This is a genomic window from Asticcacaulis biprosthecium C19, assembly GCF_000204015.1.
Taxonomy (GTDB): Bacteria; Pseudomonadota; Alphaproteobacteria; order Caulobacterales; family Caulobacteraceae; genus Asticcacaulis; species Asticcacaulis biprosthecius.
Window position 1 is genome coordinate 382,612 of record NZ_GL883078.1, and the last position, 19,466, is coordinate 402,077.

20 protein-coding genes are annotated in these 19,466 nt (G+C 62.5%); 13 read left to right on the forward strand and 7 right to left on the reverse strand.

What is annotated here, in order from left to right; all coding sequences use genetic code 11:
• Positions 1 to 11 precede the first annotated feature (11 nt).
• Genes ABI_RS12170 through ABI_RS12180 form a run of 3 tightly spaced genes read left to right on the forward strand, consistent with a single transcriptional unit; the run spans position 12 to position 4,050 of the window.
• Positions 12 to 1,538 (forward strand): tryptophan halogenase family protein, encoded by a 1,527-nt coding sequence (locus ABI_RS12170; protein ID WP_006273292.1) that lies wholly within the window; start codon positions 12 to 14, stop codon positions 1,536 to 1,538.
• Positions 1,535 to 3,046 carry a tryptophan halogenase family protein gene (locus tag ABI_RS12175; RefSeq protein ID WP_006273293.1) on the forward strand — a complete coding sequence of 504 codons (1,512 nt, stop codon included), beginning with the start codon at positions 1,535 to 1,537 and terminating at the stop codon, positions 3,044 to 3,046. The genes ABI_RS12170 and ABI_RS12175 overlap by 4 nt, the downstream gene beginning before the upstream one ends.
• Complete coding sequence (locus ABI_RS12180; RefSeq protein ID WP_006273294.1) at positions 3,043 to 4,050, forward strand: cupin-like domain-containing protein; 1,008 nt, start codon at positions 3,043 to 3,045, stop codon at positions 4,048 to 4,050. The genes ABI_RS12175 and ABI_RS12180 overlap by 4 nt, the downstream gene beginning before the upstream one ends.
• Here the strand turns inward: ABI_RS12180 and ABI_RS12185 are convergent.
• The 6 genes from ABI_RS12185 to ABI_RS12210 form a co-directional block, all read right to left on the reverse strand.
• A complete protein-coding gene (locus ABI_RS12185; RefSeq protein WP_006273295.1) occupies positions 4,047 to 4,736 on the reverse strand; it encodes a DUF6445 family protein in 690 nt (229 codons plus the stop codon). The genes ABI_RS12180 and ABI_RS12185 overlap by 4 nt on opposite strands.
• 82 nt (positions 4,737 to 4,818) lie before the next feature.
• Positions 4,819 to 5,712, reverse strand: a complete 894-nt coding sequence (locus tag ABI_RS12190; protein ID WP_040309206.1) for a DMT family transporter — start codon at positions 5,710 to 5,712, stop codon at positions 4,819 to 4,821.
• Positions 5,713 to 5,845: 133 nt separating this feature from the next.
• Positions 5,846 to 7,555, reverse strand: coding sequence for a M16 family metallopeptidase (locus ABI_RS12195; protein WP_040309207.1), 1,710 nt, complete (start codon positions 7,553 to 7,555; stop codon positions 5,846 to 5,848).
• Positions 7,549 to 8,232, reverse strand: coding sequence for a M16 family metallopeptidase (locus ABI_RS12200; protein WP_040309208.1), 684 nt, complete (start codon positions 8,230 to 8,232; stop codon positions 7,549 to 7,551). Before ABI_RS12200 ends, ABI_RS12195 begins: the two co-directional genes overlap by 7 nt.
• Entirely contained in the window at positions 8,177 to 8,725 is a 549-nt protein-coding gene (locus ABI_RS12205; RefSeq protein WP_040309209.1) for an insulinase family protein, read from the reverse strand. Before ABI_RS12205 ends, ABI_RS12200 begins: the two co-directional genes overlap by 56 nt.
• Before the next feature lie 26 nt (positions 8,726 to 8,751).
• A complete protein-coding gene (locus ABI_RS12210) occupies positions 8,752 to 9,213 on the reverse strand; it encodes a hypothetical protein (RefSeq protein ID WP_006273300.1) in 462 nt (153 codons plus the stop codon).
• A gap of 158 nt (positions 9,214 to 9,371) precedes the next feature.
• Between ABI_RS12210 and ABI_RS12215 the strand changes: the two genes are divergently transcribed.
• Positions 9,372 to 10,739 (forward strand): MFS transporter, encoded by a 1,368-nt coding sequence (locus ABI_RS12215; RefSeq protein ID WP_006273301.1) that lies wholly within the window; start codon positions 9,372 to 9,374, stop codon positions 10,737 to 10,739.
• Position 10,740: 1 nt separating this feature from the next.
• Positions 10,741 to 11,388 (forward strand): DUF3885 domain-containing protein, encoded by a 648-nt coding sequence (locus ABI_RS12220; protein WP_006273303.1) that lies wholly within the window; start codon positions 10,741 to 10,743, stop codon positions 11,386 to 11,388.
• A 333-nt stretch (positions 11,389 to 11,721) separates the two neighbouring features.
• Here the strand turns inward: ABI_RS12220 and ABI_RS12225 are convergent, their stop codons facing one another.
• Positions 11,722 to 12,918 (reverse strand): heparan-alpha-glucosaminide N-acetyltransferase domain-containing protein, encoded by a 1,197-nt coding sequence (locus ABI_RS12225; RefSeq protein WP_040309372.1) that lies wholly within the window; start codon positions 12,916 to 12,918, stop codon positions 11,722 to 11,724.
• 120 nt (positions 12,919 to 13,038) lie between these two features.
• On the opposite strand from ABI_RS12225, the gene ABI_RS12230 reads away from it, so the two are divergent.
• The 8 genes from ABI_RS12230 (at position 13,039) to pheS (ending at position 19,466) form a co-directional block, all read left to right on the forward strand.
• Complete coding sequence (locus tag ABI_RS12230; protein ID WP_006273307.1) at positions 13,039 to 13,815, forward strand: DUF3885 domain-containing protein; 777 nt, start codon at positions 13,039 to 13,041, stop codon at positions 13,813 to 13,815.
• A 127-nt stretch (positions 13,816 to 13,942) separates the two neighbouring features.
• Positions 13,943 to 14,140 carry a 50S ribosomal protein L35 gene (gene rpmI / locus ABI_RS12235; RefSeq protein WP_006273308.1) on the forward strand — a complete coding sequence of 66 codons (198 nt, stop codon included), beginning with the start codon at positions 13,943 to 13,945 and terminating at the stop codon, positions 14,138 to 14,140.
• A 15-nt stretch (positions 14,141 to 14,155) separates the two neighbouring features.
• A complete protein-coding gene (gene rplT / locus ABI_RS12240) occupies positions 14,156 to 14,515 on the forward strand; it encodes a 50S ribosomal protein L20 (protein WP_006273309.1) in 360 nt (119 codons plus the stop codon).
• 109 nt (positions 14,516 to 14,624) lie between these two features.
• Positions 14,625 to 15,872 carry a hypothetical protein gene (locus ABI_RS12245; protein ID WP_040309210.1) on the forward strand — a complete coding sequence of 416 codons (1,248 nt, stop codon included), beginning with the start codon at positions 14,625 to 14,627 and terminating at the stop codon, positions 15,870 to 15,872.
• A gap of 3 nt (positions 15,873 to 15,875) precedes the next feature.
• Positions 15,876 to 16,211, forward strand: coding sequence for a hypothetical protein (locus ABI_RS12250; protein ID WP_006273311.1), 336 nt, complete (start codon positions 15,876 to 15,878; stop codon positions 16,209 to 16,211).
• A gap of 39 nt (positions 16,212 to 16,250) precedes the next feature.
• On the forward strand, positions 16,251 to 17,933 hold the full coding sequence (locus tag ABI_RS12255) for a phosphocholine-specific phospholipase C (protein WP_006273313.1): 1,683 nt from the start codon (positions 16,251 to 16,253) through the stop codon (positions 17,931 to 17,933).
• A complete protein-coding gene (locus ABI_RS26255; protein ID WP_006273314.1) occupies positions 17,924 to 18,328 on the forward strand; it encodes a phospholipase domain-containing protein in 405 nt (134 codons plus the stop codon). Before ABI_RS12255 ends, ABI_RS26255 begins: the two co-directional genes overlap by 10 nt.
• A 64-nt stretch (positions 18,329 to 18,392) precedes the next feature.
• Entirely contained in the window at positions 18,393 to 19,466 is a 1,074-nt protein-coding gene (gene pheS / locus ABI_RS12260) for a phenylalanine--tRNA ligase subunit alpha (RefSeq protein WP_006273315.1), read from the forward strand.

A 19,466-nucleotide genomic window follows, 5' to 3' on the forward strand; every position in this document is an offset into this window, starting at 1 on the left:
GGAGCGCTGTCATGGACGATCCCCGCTTACAGTCGATCATTGTCGCCGGTGGCGGCACCGCCGGTTGGATGGCAGCCGCCTCCCTGGTACGTAAGTTCGGCAGTAACCGCCACACGAGAATTACCGTGGTCGAGTCGTCGCAGATCGGCACGATTGGGGTTGGGGAAGCGACTGTGCCAGCCATCCGTCCGTGGCTCGAAAGCCTGAAGATCAACGAGATCGATTTTATCAAGCGCTGCAACGCTACATTTAAACTGGCGATCGGTTTCGACGGTTGGGCCGGCGAAGGCAGCCATTTCTTTCATCCCTTCGCAGAGCACGGCCTGCCGATGTCCGGCGTCCCGTTCCAGCACCTGTGGACGCGGATGCACCAGGCCGGGAAGGCGTCGTCGATCGACGCCTATTGCCTGGGTTCGCAACTGGCCAGCAATAACCGCTTCGCTTTGCCGCGCAAGGACGAGCGCGGCGAACTTCTGTTCAACTACGCCTACCATTTCGACGCCGCCCTGGTCGCCGCCTACCTGAAGAGCTGGTCCATGACCCACGGTGTTCGCCATATCGATGCCCGTATCGACACGGTCGAGCAGAACAGCGAAACCGGCGACGTCACCGGGCTGGTACTGGAGGGCGGGCGCGTTCTGACCGGCGACTTCTTCATCGACTGTACCGGTTTCCAGGGCCTGCTGATCGAAAAGACGCTGAAGACCGGTTACGATACCTGGTCGCAATGGTTGCCGTGCGACCGCGCCGTCGCCATCCCGTGCGAGAGCCGGCAGGAGCCCGCGCCGTACACTCGGTCCATGGCCTGCGAGGCCGGATGGCAGTGGCGAATTCCGCTGCAACACCGTGTCGGCAACGGCTATGTCTATTGCAGCGATTATCTCAGCGACGACCGCGCCATGACTGATCTGATGCGCAACCTGGAAGGTCCGGCCATTGCCGAACCGCGCCTCATCCCCTTTGTCACCGGTATGCGGCGCAACATCTGGACGCGCAATGTCTTCGCGCTCGGCCTGGCCTCGGGCTTCCTCGAGCCTCTGGAATCGACCAGCATCTACCTGGTCCAAACCAGTATCCAGAGCCTGATCAACAACTTCCCGACCCGACGCGACAATCCGCACTTGCGTGACGAAGTCAACCGTCGCAACCGCGAGCACCAGGAACACCTGCGCGACTTCATCATCCTGCACTACGCGCTCAACAAGCGCGTGGGGCAGCCGTTCTGGGACCGGTGCCGCGCCATGAGTCTGCCCGACAGTTTGGCAGCACAGATCGAGTTGTTCCGCCACACTGGCCGCATCCAGGCAGGTGCCAACGACTTTTTCCGCTACAGTTCGTGGCTGGCGATGTTTGCCGGCTTCGGCGTCGTGCCGGAGTACTATCACCCGTCGGCTGACGACATCGCACTCGCCGATCTGGAGCGCGAATTCGAAGGCATGAAAGGCGGCATAGACACCGCTGTTGAAGGTGCGCTCAGTCATCAGGACTTCATTGCCCGCAACTGTGCCGCTGCCCGCATGGCGGAGGCCGTGCAATGACCGCAGGCCCTGTACGCCGGATCGTCATTCTGGGCGGCGGTACGGCCGGATGGGCGGCGGCGGCGGCCATGGCAAAATTCGGCGACGGCCGCGATTTCGACATCACCGTCATCGACTCATCGGAGATTGGCACCGTTGGAGTTGGTGAAGCCAGCGTCCCCAATATCCGCAACTTCAACGCCTGGCTCGGCTTAGGCGAGCTCGACTTCATCGCCAGCACCCGCGGTACCTTCAAGCTCGGTATCGAGTTCGTCGACTGGCGTACGACCGGGACACGGTTCTTCCACCCTTTCGGCCGCTATGGCGTGGATCTGGAGGATGTCGATTTCCACCAATGCCTTGCCCGGGCGCGCGCCGCCGGCTTCGACGCCCCGCTGGAGGCCTTCTCCCTCCCTATCGCCATGGCGCGTCAGGACCGCTTTTCGCAGCCAGTCAGCGACCCGCGCTCACCGTTATCGGATTACGGCTATGCTTATCATTTCGATGCCGGTCTCTATGCGAAACGGTTGCGCCGCTATGCCGTTGAGCGAAACGTAAAGCACCTCGACCGCAGGGTGGCCGGCGCTGCCATGAAAGACAATGGACACGTCGACGCCCTGCTGTTTGACGACGGCAATAGGTTCGAAGCCGACCTGTTTATCGACTGCTCAGGCTTTCGCGGTCTCCTGATCGAAGGCGCGCTGAAAACCGGCTATGACGACTGGACACACTGGCTGCCGTGCGACCGCGCTGTCGCCCTGCCCTGTCGCCGCGCCGGATCGGCCCTGGAACCCTATACCCACGCGACAGCGCGCGAAGCCGGCTGGACGTGGCGGATCCCGCTGCAACACCGCGTCGGCAACGGCTATGTCTATTGCAGCGCCTTCCTTGATGATCAGGCCGCCATCGACCGACTGACGGGTGCCATGGAGTCCGACCCGCTGGCCGAGCCCAATCTGCTTCGCTTCGTCACCGGCACCCGCAAGCAGTTTTGGAACGGCAACTGTGTCGCCTTGGGCCTGGCCGGCGGCTTTATCGAGCCGCTGGAATCAACCAGCATCAACCTGGTCCACCGCGCCTTGTCGACCCTTATGGAGTACTTCCCCGACACCGGTTTCGATCCGCGTTTGCAGGCGGTGGCCAATCGCCGGATGCGGCTGGAGACCGAGCATATCCGCGACTTCATCATCCTGCACTATAAGGCCAGCCAGCGCCGCGACACCGCCTTCTGGCGGCAATGCGCCGACATGACCATCCCGGACAGCCTGGCGCTGAAGATGGATGCCTACCGTGCCGCTGGACATCTGCTGCAATTCGAGGCGGAATCGTTCAAGCCGGAAAGCTGGCTGACCCTGTTCGAGGGTCTGGGCCTGCTCCCGGAGACGGTCGAGCCCCTGGCCGGCCAGATCGACGCGTGTGAACTGACCGGGCCATTGAATGCCATGCGGGCGTCGGTCGTCCAGGCAGCGCAACAGGCCATGCCGCACGCCGCCTTCATCGAGCGCTTCTGTCCGGCGCCGGCGGAATGAGTGCCGGTCGCATTGCCGAGATCACCGGCATCGACCTCGACACCTTCAAGCGCGAGGTGGCGCCGGGCGACCGGCCCGTCGTTCTGCGCGGTACGGTGGCGGACTGGCCCTCTGTCCAAGCGGCGCAACAGAGCGACGAGGCGTTTGCCCGCTACCTAACCCGGTTCTACAACGGCAGCCCGGTGCATCTTATGCTGGGGCCACCCGAGATCGATGGCCGTTTGTTTATGACGCCCGACCTGAGGGGATTGAACTTCGATGTCCGTCAGGGCGATTTCGCCCAGACCCTGGACGCCTTGTTGCGGCTGCGCGACGCGCCGAGACCGCCGGCCATCTATATGGGCGCCGCGACGGTATCGGGTTTTCTTCCCGGCTTTACTGCCGACAATTCGTTGAGCCTGGTCGCGCCAGACCTTGTGCCCAATCTATGGCTCGGAAACCGCATCACCGTTGGGCCGCACAACGACATCCCCGACAACATCGCCTGCGTCGTCGCCGGTCGACGGCGGTTCCGGTTGTTCCCACCCGACCAGTACGGCAACCTCTATGTTGGTCCGCTGGAGCTGACGCCGGCGGGGCGTCCGGCTAGCCTGGTCGATGTACGCGCCCCTGACCTGGAGCGCTTTCCGCGCTATGCCGAAGCCCTGGCAGCGTCCCAGGTGGCCGAACTCGAGCCGGGCGACGCACTATTCATTCCCTCGATGTGGTGGCATAGCGTCGAGTCGCTCACGCCTTTCAATGCCCTGGTCAACTACTGGTGGCCGGCCTCGCCGAAGGACGCCGCGGCGCCGGAAGCCGCGCTTATACACGCCTTGATGACCCTGGCCGACCTTCCCAAGCGTCAGCGCGATGCCTGGAAGTCCGTCTTCGACCATCACGTTTTCCGCGACTCAAGCGATCCGGTGGAGCATATTGCTCCCCATGCCCGCGGCCTGCTGGGACCGCGTACGCCGGACACAGTTGATGCCATGCGCGAACTGATCCGCCGGTCATTGAACCGCTAAACCGGCTCCAGCACGACAAAGCCGTTGATCGTCAGGCGGCCAGTGTGCACGTTCTCGCTCAGCCGCTGCGGCGCCAGAATGTCACCCGAATGCAGAAGCGAACCGGGATAGAAGACGGCGCGGTTGAACTGCGCCTCGACCCCGCCGATGCGTTCGAAAATAGCGCTGGTGCCCACGGTATAACCCTGGCTTTCCAGGCCGTTGCTGTCCACCCGCAAGTGATCGAGATAATTGCCGAGCCGGTCGGGGCTAAGGCGCTCGAAACCCGTCGACATCTGACGGTAGAAGGACGTGCCTCCATGAGCTTCGTCGCAGAGATAGTGCAGAAAGGCCAAGCGCGTTGGCTCGGCGCCGTCGAAATGCGGCAAGGATTGCAGCGCCGACAACGCGTCGGGCGGGGTGGTCACCATCGAAAAGGCGCAAAGATCGAAGCCCCACGGCGCAGCGCCGCCGAAGACCTCGCGAAGTTGCCTCTCAAAAACCTTGAGTACCCAGTCACCATAGCCTGCCGGCGCCGGCGCGCGAACACCGGGGTAGGTCGGGCCAATATCAATAAAATGCGCTGTTTCTGCCGCCGTCAAAAGGGCCGCCGGATCGGCGCACAAGTTGTCGATGACCAGAACGGGCGAACGCTCGGCGCCGACGTAGTCGACGCGCCAGGCGATATCCTGCGATATCCGATACAATTCCAGTTAAGCCTCGTCACGCAAAAGATCAGGTCTCGACGCGTTTTAACCCGGATTTCAGCGCGGACAAAGTGCTGGCGATTCAGGAGATGCTCACCGGTTTGCGCCGTATCATGGCCAAGGGATTGAAGCCGGTGATAAGGGCCGTCCCGACCAGCACAACCGCTCCGCCCAAGACGGTCTGGAGCCCGATCGGTTCGTGCAGGATCAAGGCCCCCCACAGCACGCCGAACACCGGGATCAAAAAGCCAACGCTTAAGGTCGGGGCGGCGCCGATCTGGTCGATCAGGTTGAAATACAGCAGGTAGGCTATGCCGCTGCAAAGAATGCCGACGGCGACGATCGACCAGATGACCGGCACCGATACCGCGACGGCCGGCGCGTAAAACGGCGCCACCGGAAACATAAACAGGCAGGCGGCCCACAGGCTGCCGTGGGCATTGGAAAATCCGTCGACGCTCTTGGCCTGCTTGGCGTAGACCGAGGCCAGACCGTAAAGGAAACCGGCCGCCAGCCCTGCCCCGACGGCCAGCAGTATCCCCGGTGACACTGTGGCGGTATCCAGCCCGACCAGGATGGCGACACCGGCAATGCCCAGCACCAGGCCCAGACCCGATTTCCACGTCATGGCGGTGCGCAGCCACACCACCGAAATCACCGTGCCGAAGATCGGCGCCGTGGCGTTCAATATCGACATCAGCGACGCCGGCAGGGTCTGGGCGGCAAAGGCAAACAGCGTAAACGGCACCGCCGTATTGAGCAGCCCCAGGATGAGGAAATGCTTCCAGTGGGCGCGGATATCTAGCGCCTTTCGTTGCCACAGCGCCACGGCCACCAGCAACAGCGCCCCCAAACCGACGCGCAGCGCGATCAGGAAGGGCGGGGCCACCTCATGGGCGGCAACCCGCATGAAAAGGAAGGACGATCCCCAGATGGCGGCCAGGACGATCAGCTTGCTCAGGTTCACAAACGACATGACGGTTTCTTGTGTGACGGGTTTGGCAGGGTCTTTGACCTCTATTTAGCGCCGCGTCACTCCGTTTCTTGTCATCATGGCGCATTTGGCGCCACGCTTACGCACGCTGGCGGAAACCTTGCGCCGCAGCCTGTCACGGCTCTTCCCGTACCGCCCGGGCCCGCAACACCGCTTCAGGCTTGAGCCAGCGCCGCGCCAGGGTATTGATGTCGCCCTGGGTAATGCTGGTATACTTGCGGAATTCACTGACCCTGTAGTCCCACAGCACCGGGTTGCCGAACAGACCGCCCAAGGTCCGATACCAGTCCTCATTGTTTTTGGTGTCGTCGTTGAGATACTGGATCATGGGATTGCGCGCCCGTTCCAGTTCGGCGGCAGTGACGCCCTTGCCGACGATATCGGCGGCGATCTTCAGAACCGTGTCGTAGAAGATGGCGTCCTTATCCGGCGGAATCGTGCCCTGGGCGGCGATATAGCCGTAACCCTTCATCGTTTCCGACGCCGTCAGCCCGACATAGGTATCATAGGTCAGGCCCTGGCGCTGACGCAGGTCCTCCTCCAGACGGGCATTGAAGATTTCCGCCAGGATTCGCATGCCCCGGGTATCGGCCGGATTGGCCAGGGCATCGGTCGTCGGGAAGACCACCAGGGAGATGGACTGGTCCGGACGGCCTTCATGATGGAAGACCTGCGGCGTGCGATCGGCCGGCAGCCGGACCTTGTCCGCGCCGGGGGCCACCGTCACCTTGTCCGGCACCTTGGGCAGATTGCCGAAGGTCCGACGCACCTGTTCCAGAGCGGCCTCTTCGCGGATGTCGCCGGCAATGGTGATCTCGACCGGCACGCCGGTGATGGTGCGGCGGATGATCGCTTCGATGTCCCGCGGCGTGCGCTGCTGCATCTGCGCCTCGTCCGGCAGAACATAGCGCGGGTCGTTTCCGGACAGCCACGCGCTTGAGGCAAACCCCATGGCCATGCCGGGGGTTCCACGCACCTGTTGATACATGGAACCCAACAGGCCGCGGACATTTTCGAACATTTCCGGCCGGAAGCCCGGATCGACCGTATAGGCCATCAGCAGTTGCATCTGGGTCGCGAAGCTGTCGCGCGTCGTGTCGCCGGTCATCACCGCGGCATCATCTTCCAAGTCGTAATCGAAGGTCACCGAACGAGTGGACAGTGTCTTGCCGAGTTGCGACTGCGACATCTTTCCCAGACCGCCGCTTTGCAGGTCGTAGAAGGCCAGTTGGGCCAGGGAGATCTGCTCCTGCGGTGAAAATAGCAGATACCCCCCTTCGAAGCGGACCTTGACCAGGATCTGGTTCTTGACCAGCGAATTGGGGCGGATATTGACCCGCACCCCGTTCTCCAGGACGTAGTGGGTGTAGCTGAGGGTGTCGTCGCGGGTTTTCTGTTCGACGCGGCTGCCGGGGCCGAACTGGGTGTAGGGCCAGGCGAGGCTGGCGGCCTCTACGGCCGGCCCGGCATCGGGCGTCGCCTCAGCCTCGGCAAAAGCCGCGACCAGGGCAGTCTCGTCCAGAACGGCCTTGTCCTCGCCTTCCCGGCTCAGCAGGATATTGTCACTGTTGAAGATGATGCCGGCCTTTGCCTTCACTCCCGCCACAGTCAGGGCCGGCTTGACCCGCGCCCAATCGGCGCGCAGTTGCGTGGCCGTTTCGAAGACGTTGTCGTAGATCAGTCCGGACAGGATGTCCTCGGCGATGTCAAAGCCGAAACGCGTCTTGTGCGTCCGGACCAGGTTCTCCATCTGCGCATCTGACACGGCGATGAACTCGGCCAGTTCCCCTGCGGTCACGCCCTCGGCCTTGAGCCGGTTCACCATCCGAACGGCTTGGGTGAAAGCCTCTTTCTGACGGCCGGGCTTGGGCACCACCCACAGCCGGGTAACGTTTCCCCCTCGCGCGTGTTGTCGTAGCCGACCGTCGCGGTCACAAAGGGTGAGGCCGGATCTTCGGCGGCACGTTGAAACCGCACGTTCATGGCCATCAGAGCCACCTGTTTGAGGTAGCCCGTGGTACGCGATTCCAGGCTGTCAGGCCGGTCGATATAGCTTCGGATCCAGGCCGCGCCCACGCTTTCGTTGAGATTCTTCTCGGTATGGACCACCGCACTCGTCCGCTTCATGGGCTTGGGCGCGTAGTCGATCCGCCGGACGGGGCCCGGACGCGCCGCTTTCCAATCGCCGAAGACCGCGCGAATTCGCTTCTCCATGCCGGCGACATCGAAATCGCCGACGACGACCAGGACGGCCAGGTCCGGACGGTACCAGTCCTGATAATAGTCCACCAAGGCCTGGCGCGGCGCCGTGCGAATGCTGTCCAGCGTCCCGATCGGGTTGCGTTGCGGATAAAGGCCCCCCGGATAGGCGGCTTCCAGCCAGACCTGTTGCGCGCGCGACGCGGCCGACGCACGCATGCGCTCTTCGCCCAGGATCACGCCGCGCTCATGCGCGATGGCCTCGTCGTCGAAGCTCAGATTTCCGGCGATCTCGCGCAACAAAAGAAAAGGCGACGTCGATCTGCGCCAGGTCATTGCCGGGAAGGTCCAGAACGTACTTGGTGGTCTCGTAGCCCGTAAAGGCATTGACGTCGGAACCGAAGCCGAAACCTTCCGCCTCGACGATCCGCTTCAGTTCGCCATCCTTCAGGTTTTTCGAGCCGCGAAAGGCCATGTGCTCGACGAAATGGGCGATACCCAGTTGGTCGTCGCGCTCCTGGAGCGAGCCGGCGGCGACGAGGAAGCGCATCGATGTGCTGCGCCCCTGGGCGGTGTTGCGATAGATGACGTAACGCAGGCCGGTGTCCAGCCGGCCAAACCGGGCCTCGCTGTCGGGCTTGAACTGCGCGTGGCTGTGGGGCCAGTCCGGCCCGGCAATCATCTCAGCCAGAGACTCACCAGCCATGGCCGTACCGGCCGGCAGGCTCAGGCCTACAAGGCACACACCCAGGGCGGCGGCGATCCCCCTCACTACGCGCCCGAACAGATTACGCACCCTGCTTACAATCCCTGCTTTTCAAACTATCGCGCATCGTCGCGGCTGGACGAGCGTGACGTGACCTCTTCGGCGACACAATCGGGCCCCTCGAAGCCCGAACTGACCACCCTGTTGTCGGGCGCAATGACAAACCGGGTCTCGCAATGGGTTTCCCAGCTCTCGGGCGGCACCCAGACGGGTTCATAGGTGGTAACCGTGCGGGTCTTCTTCTTGCCCTTCTTGTCGGTATATTCTTCCTGATAGGAACCGGTCGCCATCTGGGAATAGGAATTGCCGGAATGGTGGACCTGGGTCTTGGTGTAGACCCACATTTCGTCGCCATTGCTCAAGGGCGACACGCGGTCCGGCGGCCCCCACTCCACCTGGAGCCGGTCGCTGTGCGTGCCGGCCATCAGGTCGAGACGCTGGCGGTACCCTTCCGCCGTCGCGCAGCCCGTCACCACGGCGACAACCGCAATCGCTATCAAAAGACTTACGCGCTTCATGTATTTCCCCCATGTGCGTCAGGCATGCCTGCCCTACCCTAACAGAGTTTTTTTCGGCCGTACACGGCCATTGCCGCAGCATCTGTCGTCTCGATTTCATCACGCACTTGCGGTAAAGAAACGTTCGCAATGGCCGACAAATCCGCTATACCGGCGACATGTCCGAGCTTAAACCTGCCCATCCACCGCTGGAAGACCTTGCCGTGCCTGCGGCAGATCCGGTCCGGATGGACACAGTCGGTGCAGACGCGGCCAGGGTCTGGGACAGCCCGGACGACGACGACGACAACCCCCGCGACACGCGCACATTCTTCCGTGGCCGGCTTCTGTGGACGGTGCGTCAGTACATTCGCGAGCACGGTCCCCTGGCGGCCATGCTGGCCGTGGTCTTTGTCAACCTGGCCGGCTACGGCATCATGGTGCCGCTGATCCCCTTCTTCGCCTCCAGCCTGAACGCCGCGCCCTGGCAGGTGACGCTGATGTTCAGCATCTACTATCTGGGCCAGTTCTTCGCCGAACCTTATTTCGGGCGTCTGTCTGACCGTATCGGTCGCAAGCCGATCCTGATCCTGACCACGGCGCTCAGCGTGCCCTTCTACATTGCCCTCGCCTTCGCCCCCAATATCTGGATCGCCATTGCCATCCGCTTCTTCAGTGGCCTCAGCTCCGGCAATATCTCGACCATCCAGTCCTATGTTTCAGATATTTCGCGGCCGGATCAGCGCGCTTCACGCATGAGCCTGATCGGCGCCGCCTTCTCTTTGGGCATCATGATCGGCCCGGTCATTGTCGGCCTGCTCAGCCATGCGCCGGTCACGGGCGGTCAGTTCCGCCCCCCCCTGATCGCCGCAGCCATCCTGTCGGCCATCGCCTGCGTGATGGTCATGCTCTATGTCCGCGAAAGCCGCCAGCGCACCCAGACCACCGTCCCACCGCCCATTCTGCGCAGCCTGAAGGACGCCCTGAAAAATCCGGTCACGCTGCGGGTCATCCTGGCCACCCTGGGCTATATGGCCACCTTCGCCACCCTGGAAGCCACCTTTGGCCTCTGGGTCAAGGTGCGGTTCGGCTGGGACGTCGCCAAGACCGCCACCATCTTCCCGATCATCGGCGTTACCGCCGTCATCATGCTTCTGGTGGTGATGCGCCCGCTGGTGCGGCGCTACGGCGAGAGCAAGGTTCTCGCCTGCGGCCTATTCCTGTTTGGGCTTAGCTTCGCCCTGCAAAGCCTGCACAATGTCGAAGGCCTGATCGCCCCGATCGTCGTGCTGGGTACCATCGGCCAGTCGGTCATCTTCTCGACCATCTGCGCCATCCTCTCCATCACCACCCCGTCCGACCGCACCGGCGCCATGCTGGGGCTGAACATGTCGATCGGCGCCATGGCCCGCATCACGGGACCGATGATCGCCGGCGTGCTTTTCAGTACCTTCGGCCCCAATGCGCCACTATGGATGGGCGCCGCACTGACCATCCCGGCCGCCGTGCTGGCGCTGCAGATCGGCCGGCTAAAGAAGGCATACTGAGTTGGATCCGTTTCAAATCGACTGGCTGCACCTGCATCCCAATTCCTGGCCGATCGCGCACCATCTGCGCGACACACCGGGCTGGAACATGACCCGCTTCCACCTGCTGCCCGAAAGTCGCAAGGCGTGCCGCGACCATCTGGAACTGCGCTACCTGCTGAACCGGTTCAACAAGGTGGCCGATACTGTGCTCGGCAACGGTGAGGCTTGCTGGATGGTCGTCCTGTCCTCGCCCAATGAGAACACGCTGCACCGCAAGCGCATCGCGCGGATTGCCAAGCGCTGGAAGCTGACGCCACGCTGGTCGTTTTATAGCGACACCGACCGCCTTACCTACACCGTCATGGCCAATATGGTCATGTGGCGCCCCGACCATTTCAACCGGATCTTCCTGGACGTGTATCATCAGCGGCTGTGGGGCGTCCTGTGGATGAACTACGAGACCGGCGCCGTCCTGACGCCCAATGAAGCCGGGGTCGAGATATCCCAGCCGACCCCGCAGAAACTGATGGACATCGTTTCACGCTATTACGGCTGGTTGCCGGAGCCGGGTCTGGGCCTGCTCAAATTCGATCCCGCCCAGATGGCCGGCGCCAGCTTCCAGGTCAGCAAGGCGTGCAGCGACGCGATTGCCCGGTCTCTCGGCTAGTGTCGCGTCGCGCTGAACATACTAACATTATACCTTCCCGTTATACGGTGAGCGGGGCGGCCCGTGCCGTGGATCATTTGCGGTAAGCAAATCAGACGGTGGGGGATTTGGCCCGCAGGAATTTCCGTTACCTACGCCAACATTCTGCCGGGTTTGGTGCCAAGAAATCCCCCCTCCGTCTGCTACGCTCCGCTGGCAGACACCTCCCCCGTATAACGGGGGAGTATAAGGAAAAATATAGTCTGACAACTCTTTGAACGACCGCTCGGCGCCTCGCAACCGCCATTCGTGGGGTGGACCAACCCGTCAAATTCACTGCGATGCAACACTAGGTCACAGCTTCAGTTTGATGCCCAGCCGGCTAAGCCCGCCCGCGAGCCAGACGCAGATCAACGCCAGCAGCAACGACTTGATCAGGCCCACGCCCCCGGTGACCAGGACGTCGGGCAAGGTCAGGGCGCTGTAGGCCATGGCGGCATAGACCAGGTACGGCATCAGATAGCACAGAAGGGTGTCCGTGCCGGCCGGCTTGACGAAGCCAAACCACTTGCCTTGCCGGGCGACATCGCCGATCCAGTATAGCGCCACAAAAGCGGCCAGGGTGATGGCGCTGCACAGGAACAGCCAGGCCGGGGTCGCCGACAGCTTGGAAATCCCCCAGAACTGACGCGTGAAAAAGCCCAGTGCTACCAGGGCCGCGGCGATGGCGGCGAAGGCCAGGGTCATGCGCAAATTATCATTCTTTTTTTCGTTTTCTGGGGGCTGCCACAGTTGGAACATCCGGCCGATCACGGCGCCGCCCAGGACCAGGGCGGTCAGGGTGCCGCCGATGATCGGCTCAGGGATGATGTGCAACAGGGCCGGCACAAGACCGGCGGCCCAGGCAAGGCTCAAGCCCGCAAAGGCCAGCCAGGCCAGGGCCAGAACGATCAAACGTCCCTGAGCCAGAGCCGTCACCAGGCCGGCCGCCAGATAGGCCCAGCCAATCAGGCCGAGAATCCCCCACCATTGTGGCGCGAAGGTTTCCGTGCCGTCACCGCCACGGTACGTGACCGCCATGACCAGCAGGACGGCGGCGCCCAGGGCCTTGAGTCCGCGCTGTAGCCAGATGTTCATCGTCTTTGGGTAGGCGTTCCAGATCAGAATGAAACAGACACAGCTCAACACGTTCCAGATCAGGCGAGGAATGCCGGTCGCCTCGTGGATGGTCTCGCCATTGACCAGGAAGACGCCCATGACCAGCAAGGCCACCGAACGGCCGAGTATGTGAAGGACGGTGCTTCCCAGACTGTCGCCGCGCGCCTGTCGGCTCGACACCGCAAACGGCAGGGACAGGCCGACGATGAAGAGGAAGGCCGGGAAGACGACGTCGGACAGGCCCATGCCGTCGACGCCGCTGGCGACATGTTCCAGCCAGACCGGCACGCCTTTAAGAGACCACAGGTCATTGACGAAGATCATAAGCACCATGGTCAGAGCGCGCACCAGGTCAATGGCGCCGACGCGGGAGAATTGGTTTTTATTTGGCATTGTTTTGGCCCTACCCTTTTCCCAGGCATAACCCATATTTCTGCCGCCGTCGAATCTGTCATGCCGGCCGTGGTTTTCTTGAGACGGGCAACATGCTAGGGCGTGCCAGGGAGCAACCTAATGACCAAGCTTACGGATTTCAGAACCTTATGGCAGCGCTTTCACGGAAAAGAATTGCCGATCAATCATGGTGTGAAGCATTTCGACGCCTGCCAGGTACGCTTCCACGTCTTGCCGGACAATCTTGATCGATGCCTCACTCCGAAAGACCAGTCAGATATGCTGGCGCGCTACCATACTCTTGCGATGGAAATGCTGGGGTCGAATGCGTGCTGGATGGTCTTAACGGAAGTTCTCGACCCCACGGGACATCCTGATCACGTTGAGCGAGACGTTGATGACGTTCGGGACTTGGCGAAGGAAGACGCGGAGGCCTGGCGACGATACCAACGGCATAGCCGCGCTTACAAAAAGCTCGAACGACGCATCCAGTCTGTTTTCGGCCTGACCCCGGCGTGGGAAATTTACGACCACGACGATGAGAATTTGTATAGGTTTTGGGCAGGGAAAATAGTCTGGGCGCCCGATCGCATGGACGCTCTACTGAATTTGATCCATCGTGACCGGCTGTTAAATCCACTGTGGATGAACCAAGAGACCGGCGCCCTGTTTGCACCTTACCACGCTGGAGTCGATATCACGCTGCCGAATGCCGAGGCCCTGATCACGACAATTGAGCGCTTTGGCGATTGGCTTCCCGGCGGTTGGGGATTCTTCAATCTCCCTTCAGATGATACCGCAAAGTTGTCAGAACGGCCAAAAGCTGCGGCCCTGGTACGCAGCGCTTTGGCCAACAGACCTGATTACCGCAACTGCCAGGAGCGATACGGGTTCTGAATCAGTCCTTGCCACACCGGGGCTTTTCCTGTAATGCCCCGCGTTCTTCCGACCCGCCAGGCCCATGACATGCCTGGGCGGTGTCATCACCCCCTAAGAAGGGCGGCCCTAACCGGCCGTAATCGAAATGTCAAAACTGAAGACCAAGTCGGGCGCCAAGAAGCGCTTCCGCTTTACTGCCTCTGGCAAGGCCAAGGCCGGCGTCGCCGGCAAGCGCCACCGTTTGATCTCGCACAACGGCAAGTACATCCGTCAAAACCGCGGTACGCAGGTGATGTCGGACGCCGATACGATCAAGATCAAATCCTACATGCCTTACGCCTAAGAGGGAGCACCACACATGGCCCGCGTAAAAAGAGGCGTCGTTTCGCACGCCAGACACAAGAAGGTCCTGAAGCTCGCCAAGGGTTTCTATGGCCGCCGCAAGAATACCATCCGCACCGCCAAGGCGGCTGTCGACAAGGCCGGCCAATACGCCTACCGCGACCGCCGCACCAAGAAGCGCAACTTCCGCAGCCTGTGGATTCAGCGCATCAACGCGGCTGCCCGGATCGAAGGCTTCACCTATTCGCAGTTCATCCACGGCCTGGACGTGGCGGGCATCGACATCGACCGTAAGGTTCTGTCCGACGTCGCCATGAACGACGAAGCCGGTTTCAAGGCGATCGCCGAAAAGGTCCGCACGGCCCTGGCCGCGTAAGCGAACTTTCAGGTTACAGCTCAAACCCCGCCAGGTCCCCCTGGCGGGGTTTTTGTTTGCCATCGCCGCCGCATTTGTTAATGTCGCCTTAAGCAAGTGTGGGGCGGTGATGACAAGCGAAGTCTTGTTGATGAATCTGGAAGCGGTGGCCTTGGGCGCGGATAGCGCCGTGACCATCCTTGACACCAGCAGCGGGCACAGCGTGTCGCAGGGCGGGATTGAGAAGATTCATATCCTCAACGAAGCCGGCCCCGTCGCTGCCATGGTCTATGGCGGTGGCGATTTCGCCGGTCTGCCATGGTCCTCCGTCGTCAGCCAGTTTCGAGGCGCCCGCCCCGGCCGGCGCGGTCCCGTCAAGGACCAGGCTCAGGACCTGATCCGCTTCCTGGCCGGCGAAGAGGTCAAGGGCGACGATAAGGCCGAACAGATCAGCTTTGCCCGCTATATGCTGAGTTTCGTGCTCGACTATGGCGACCGGTTGAAGACCTTTGGCTGGGAAGAGGGCAAGTCGGTCAGTCTTGAGACCGCGTCCCAGGCTCTGGCCCGCCTGACCGAAGACGTGATGTTTGCCGGTCGCGATGCCAAGGGCCAGCCGGTGGGCCGCGCCCTGTTGCCGGACTCGCCACGTCTAACGCCCTTCCTGCAGCAGCATCTCGGACCTTTCCTGGAACATTTCCTCGGACAGATGCTGAACGGTGCTGCCTTTCCGGAAAAGCAGGTCGCCGCCTTGCGCGATCTTGCTACAGCCTCGGTCCTGGTCGAATGGCTGCCAGCGCGCGCCGGCATGTTCCTGACGGGGCTGGTGATTGCCGGTTTCGATGGTGCCGGCTCGACCCCAGCCATGGTCCATTTCGAGTTTCTCGGATCCTTTGGCGGCGTGCTCAAGTCGGGCCCGGTCGGCGCCCTGGCGCCTAAGCCGCGCACAAACCCGATCATCGCAGCGACCTTTGCCCAGGACGACATGACCCGGGCCTTTATGTATGGCGCCACGCCAGCCTACGAATATGTCTCGCAGATGGTCAGCGCCAGCTACATCTACCGTGAACTGTCCGCCGCCCTGGGCGAGACCGCCAAAGGCAACGCGGCCATCGCCAAGGCCCTGGCCGGCCGGCTGGACAGCCTGGCCTTCGTCGCCCCGCAACTCGGCGGCGGCGTCGCGCGCCAGGCCCGCAACGAACAGGCGACACGAAAGCTGTGGCCATTGCTGGAAGCCGCCAATGCCGGTATCCTGGCCGGCTATGCCGCCAAGTTCATGGAACTGCCGGTCGTCGAACACGAGCTGATGCGCGACGAAGGCGTATCGCGTCCGATCCGCATCCTGGCCATGGAACCTGGCCGCTATTTCTGGAAGGATTGAACCATGGAAAAGTCCGTCAATCCCGAAGCCATCGCCGACGACATCCGCGCCTGGAACGACCGCGCCGAACGCCTGATCGCCGAAGTCGCTGGCCGCGACACGCCCGTGACGACGACGCACAAGGCCGTGCGCCTGACGGCGGAAAAGCGCGGCCTGGCCGACCTGTTCCGCAAGAAGACGGCGCCTTTCGAAGTTTCGGCGGCGACGATCAACTCGGCTCTGGACAAGGTGCGCAAGGGCCGCCGGACCCGCAGCGACATTCCCGACTTCCCGGAATCGTTCGCCGGCGGCAGCCGCATGGACATCCTGCGCCCACGGCGAGACCGGTACGAAGGCTGACCTTCATAGAGACGTCGTGATCGGGCGGTACAACACCTCATGACCAACCGCCGCCAACTACTCAGCGCCGCCCTTGCGGGAACGCTCGGAACCCTCCCGCCCGCCATTGCCCGCGCGCTCGATATCCCCGCGAAGGTGCGCACCGGCACCCTTCAGGACGTCGAACACATCGTCATCCTGATGCAGGAGAACCGGTCTTTCGACCACTATTTCGGCACGCTGAACGGCGTCCAGGGTTTCGGCGACCGCTTCGCGATTCCGGTCGCCGATGTCGGCGCGCGCAAGGGCGGGACGATTTTCGCACAACCGCGCGACGGGGATCCCGACACGCTCATCGCCCCCTTCCCGCTCGACACCGCCAAGGATTTTCGGCTGATGCGTGTCGAGGGCACGCCGCACAGTTTCAAGGACGCCCAAGACGCCTGGGACCATGGCCGTATGGGACGCTGGCCCGATGCCAAGCATAACCACGCCATGGGGTACTTCACGCGCGCCGACCTGCCGTTCCAGTACGCCCTGGCCGAGGCCTTTACCCTGTGTGATGCCTACTTTTGCTCGATGCACGCCGGGACAAACCCCAACCGACTGTTCCACTGGACGGGAAAGAACGGCGGCGCCATCGATAACGGGTACGACTCGCTGAGTGCTGATCCCGCCGGCCATGGCGGCTATGACTGGACGACCTATCCCGAACGCCTGAGTGCCGCCGGTGTCGAGTGGCAGGTCTATCAGGATATGGACGACAACTTCACGGATAATCCGCTGGCCGGATTCAAGACCTACCGCGCCGCCCATAAGGCCTCCAGTCAACGCTTGATGGATCTGGCGCGGCGGTCGATCCGTACGCGTGACCTGGATGCGTTGAAGGCCGATGTGGTGGCCGGAAAGCTTCCGGAGGTGTCGTGGATCGTCGCCACCGCGGAAGGGTCGGAGCATCCCGGGCCGTCCAGCCCGGCCCAGGGCGCCGACTATACCGCCCGCGTTCTGGACGCCTTGACGGCCAATCCCGATGTGTGGGCGAAGACGGTTCTGCTGATCAATTTCGATGAGAATGACGGCTATTTCGACCATGTGCCGCCGCCGGCGCCGCCGTCCTTGGATGCCGATGGCAAACCGCTGGGGCACAGCGCTATCGATACCGCCGGGGAATATCACGTCGGTGACGGCAAGTATAACGGCCGTCCCTACGGCTTGGGCCCACGTGTGCCGATGTATGTCGTTTCGCCATGGTCGCGCGGCGGCTATGTCGCGTCAGAAGTGTTCGACCACACATCGGTGATCCGGTTTTTGGAGACGCGGTTCGGTGTGGCGGAGCCCAATATCTCGGCCTGGCGTCGGGCAGTGTGCGGCGATCTGACATCGTGTTTCGACTTCGCCACGCCGAATAATCAACCGTTCTTTCAGCATTTGCCGGTCACGAAGTCGCTGGCGGATAAGGCGCGGAGCCTGGGTGGACGCACGACACCGAGGGCGCCCAGCCTGGCGGCGCCGGTCCAGGCGCAGGGTCAGAGGCTGAGGCGGGCGACGCCTTACGACCTGACGGCGGATTTTGCCTGGGAACCGGTGGAGGTCTTTCCATACCTGTACCTGCGTAACCGCAGCGCTGAACGATCGGCCGTTTTCCATCTGTATGACAGGCTGAATCTGGAGCAGCCGCCGTTGCGTTTCACCGTGGCGCCGGGGAAAGCTATCACCACGCGCGGCTCAACGACATGCGTTTGAAGTCGTACGGCGAAAGCACGGAAGGCGCCTATGACTGGTGGCTGCTGGGGCCCAACGGCTTTTTCCGCCGCTTTGCCGGTACGGGTTATGGTGTCGAGGCGTCGGTAGAGGGCGGTGTCCTGACGCTGCAGAATCCGTCGTTTGCACAGGCAGTACAGGTGACGGTTCGTGACACCCATGGCAGCGAACGCCGCTTCAACCTGGCACCGCAGCCGCCACATCCGGATGACCATGCAACCGTGTCTGAGACCGTCGATCTGGCCCTATCGGCGGGCTGGTATGACGTGACGTTGCGCGGTGATGGTTTCGAGCAGCGTTTCGCCGGTCATGTCGAAAACGGCCGGGCTTCGCTGTCCGATCCGTTGGCGTTCGGACCGGCGCCGCTTAAGGTGTAAAAAGCGCTTCACAGGCTGGGCGGTAAGCACTAAAGACGCAGGACCTTTTCAAGAAGCCTGTACCATGACCGTCTACGCCGACCTGCAAACCGAAATCGAAGCCGAGATCGCCTCCGCGCCCGACCTGTCCGCCCTCGACGCCGTGCGCGTGTCGGCGCTGGGCAAGACCGGCCGTATCTCCGGCCTGCTCAAGACCCTGGGCAGCCTGCCGCCGGAGGAGCGCAAGACCACCGGCGCCGCCATCAATGCCGTGCGCGACCAGATCCAGGCCGTGCTCGATTCCCGGAAGTCGGAACTGGAAGCGGCGCACCTCGCCGCCCGCCTGCAAAGCGAGCGCATCGACCTCAGCCTGCCGTCGGCGCCGCGCGCCAAGGGCGGGGTTCATCCGACCTTGCAAGTGATGGACGAGATGATCGCCATCTTCGCCGACCTGGGCTTCGAAGTCGCCGAAGGCCCTGATATTGAAGACGATTTCCACAATTTTACCGCGCTGAACTTTCCGGAAAAGCACCCGGCGCGGGAGATGCACGACACCTTCTTCTTCCATCCGGACGAGAACGGCGTGCGCAAGCTGCTGCGCACCCATACCTCGCCGGTGCAGATCCGGACCATGGTTTCGGGCAAGCCACCGTTCCGCCTGATCGCGCCGGGGCGGGTCTTCCGCTGCGACAGCGACCAGACCCATACCCCGATGTTCCACCAGATCGAGGGCCTGGTCATCGACCGCAACGCCCATATGGGCCACCTGAAGTGGGTGCTGGAAACCTTTATCTCGCGGTTCTTTGAGACCGGCGACGTGGTCACCCAGTTCCGCCCGCACCACTTCCCCTTCACCGAACCGTCGGCGGAGATGGATGTGCGCTGTTCGTGGGAAAAGGGCGAGTTGAAGGTCGGCCACGGCGACTCGTGGCTGGAAATCCTGGGCTGCGGCATGGTTCACCCCAATGTTTTGAAGGCTTGTGGCGTTGATCCGGATGAGTATCAGGGCTTTGCCTGGGGCATGGGCGTCGACCGCCTGGCCATGCTGAAATACGGCGTGCCGGATTTGCGCGACATGTTCGCCGCCGATTCCCGCTGGCTGAACCACTATGGATTCTCGGCCTTCGCCGCTCCGAACAGCGCGTCCGGCCTGAACTAA

Excerpts from the sequence above, each read along its gene's own strand:
- ABI_RS12170 (WP_006273292.1), top strand. The coding sequence starts at position 12 with ATGGACGATCCCCGCTTACAGTCGATCATTGTCGCCGGTGGCGGCACC.
- ABI_RS12175 (WP_006273293.1), top strand. The coding sequence starts at position 1,535 with ATGACCGCAGGCCCTGTACGCCGGATCGTCATTCTGGGCGGCGGTACG.
- ABI_RS12180 (WP_006273294.1), top strand. The coding sequence starts at position 3,043 with ATGAGTGCCGGTCGCATTGCCGAGATCACCGGCATCGACCTCGACACC.
- ABI_RS12190 (WP_040309206.1), bottom strand. The coding sequence starts at position 5,712 with ATGTCGTTTGTGAACCTGAGCAAGCTGATCGTCCTGGCCGCCATCTGG.
- ABI_RS12195 (WP_040309207.1), bottom strand. The coding sequence starts at position 7,555 with ATGGTGAACCGGCTCAAGGCCGAGGGCGTGACCGCAGGGGAACTGGCC.
- ABI_RS12210 (WP_006273300.1), bottom strand. The coding sequence starts at position 9,213 with ATGAAGCGCGTAAGTCTTTTGATAGCGATTGCGGTTGTCGCCGTGGTG.
- ABI_RS12215 (WP_006273301.1), top strand. The coding sequence starts at position 9,372 with ATGTCCGAGCTTAAACCTGCCCATCCACCGCTGGAAGACCTTGCCGTG.
- ABI_RS12225 (WP_040309372.1), bottom strand. The coding sequence starts at position 12,918 with ATGCCAAATAAAAACCAATTCTCCCGCGTCGGCGCCATTGACCTGGTG.
- ABI_RS12230 (WP_006273307.1), top strand. The coding sequence starts at position 13,039 with ATGACCAAGCTTACGGATTTCAGAACCTTATGGCAGCGCTTTCACGGA.
- rpmI (WP_006273308.1), top strand. The coding sequence starts at position 13,943 with ATGTCAAAACTGAAGACCAAGTCGGGCGCCAAGAAGCGCTTCCGCTTT.
- rplT (WP_006273309.1), top strand. The coding sequence starts at position 14,156 with ATGGCCCGCGTAAAAAGAGGCGTCGTTTCGCACGCCAGACACAAGAAG.
- ABI_RS12245 (WP_040309210.1), top strand. The coding sequence starts at position 14,625 with ATGACAAGCGAAGTCTTGTTGATGAATCTGGAAGCGGTGGCCTTGGGC.
- ABI_RS12250 (WP_006273311.1), top strand. The coding sequence starts at position 15,876 with ATGGAAAAGTCCGTCAATCCCGAAGCCATCGCCGACGACATCCGCGCC.
- ABI_RS12255 (WP_006273313.1), top strand. The coding sequence starts at position 16,251 with ATGACCAACCGCCGCCAACTACTCAGCGCCGCCCTTGCGGGAACGCTC.
- ABI_RS26255 (WP_006273314.1), top strand. The coding sequence starts at position 17,924 with ATGCGTTTGAAGTCGTACGGCGAAAGCACGGAAGGCGCCTATGACTGG.
- pheS (WP_006273315.1), top strand. The coding sequence starts at position 18,393 with ATGACCGTCTACGCCGACCTGCAAACCGAAATCGAAGCCGAGATCGCC.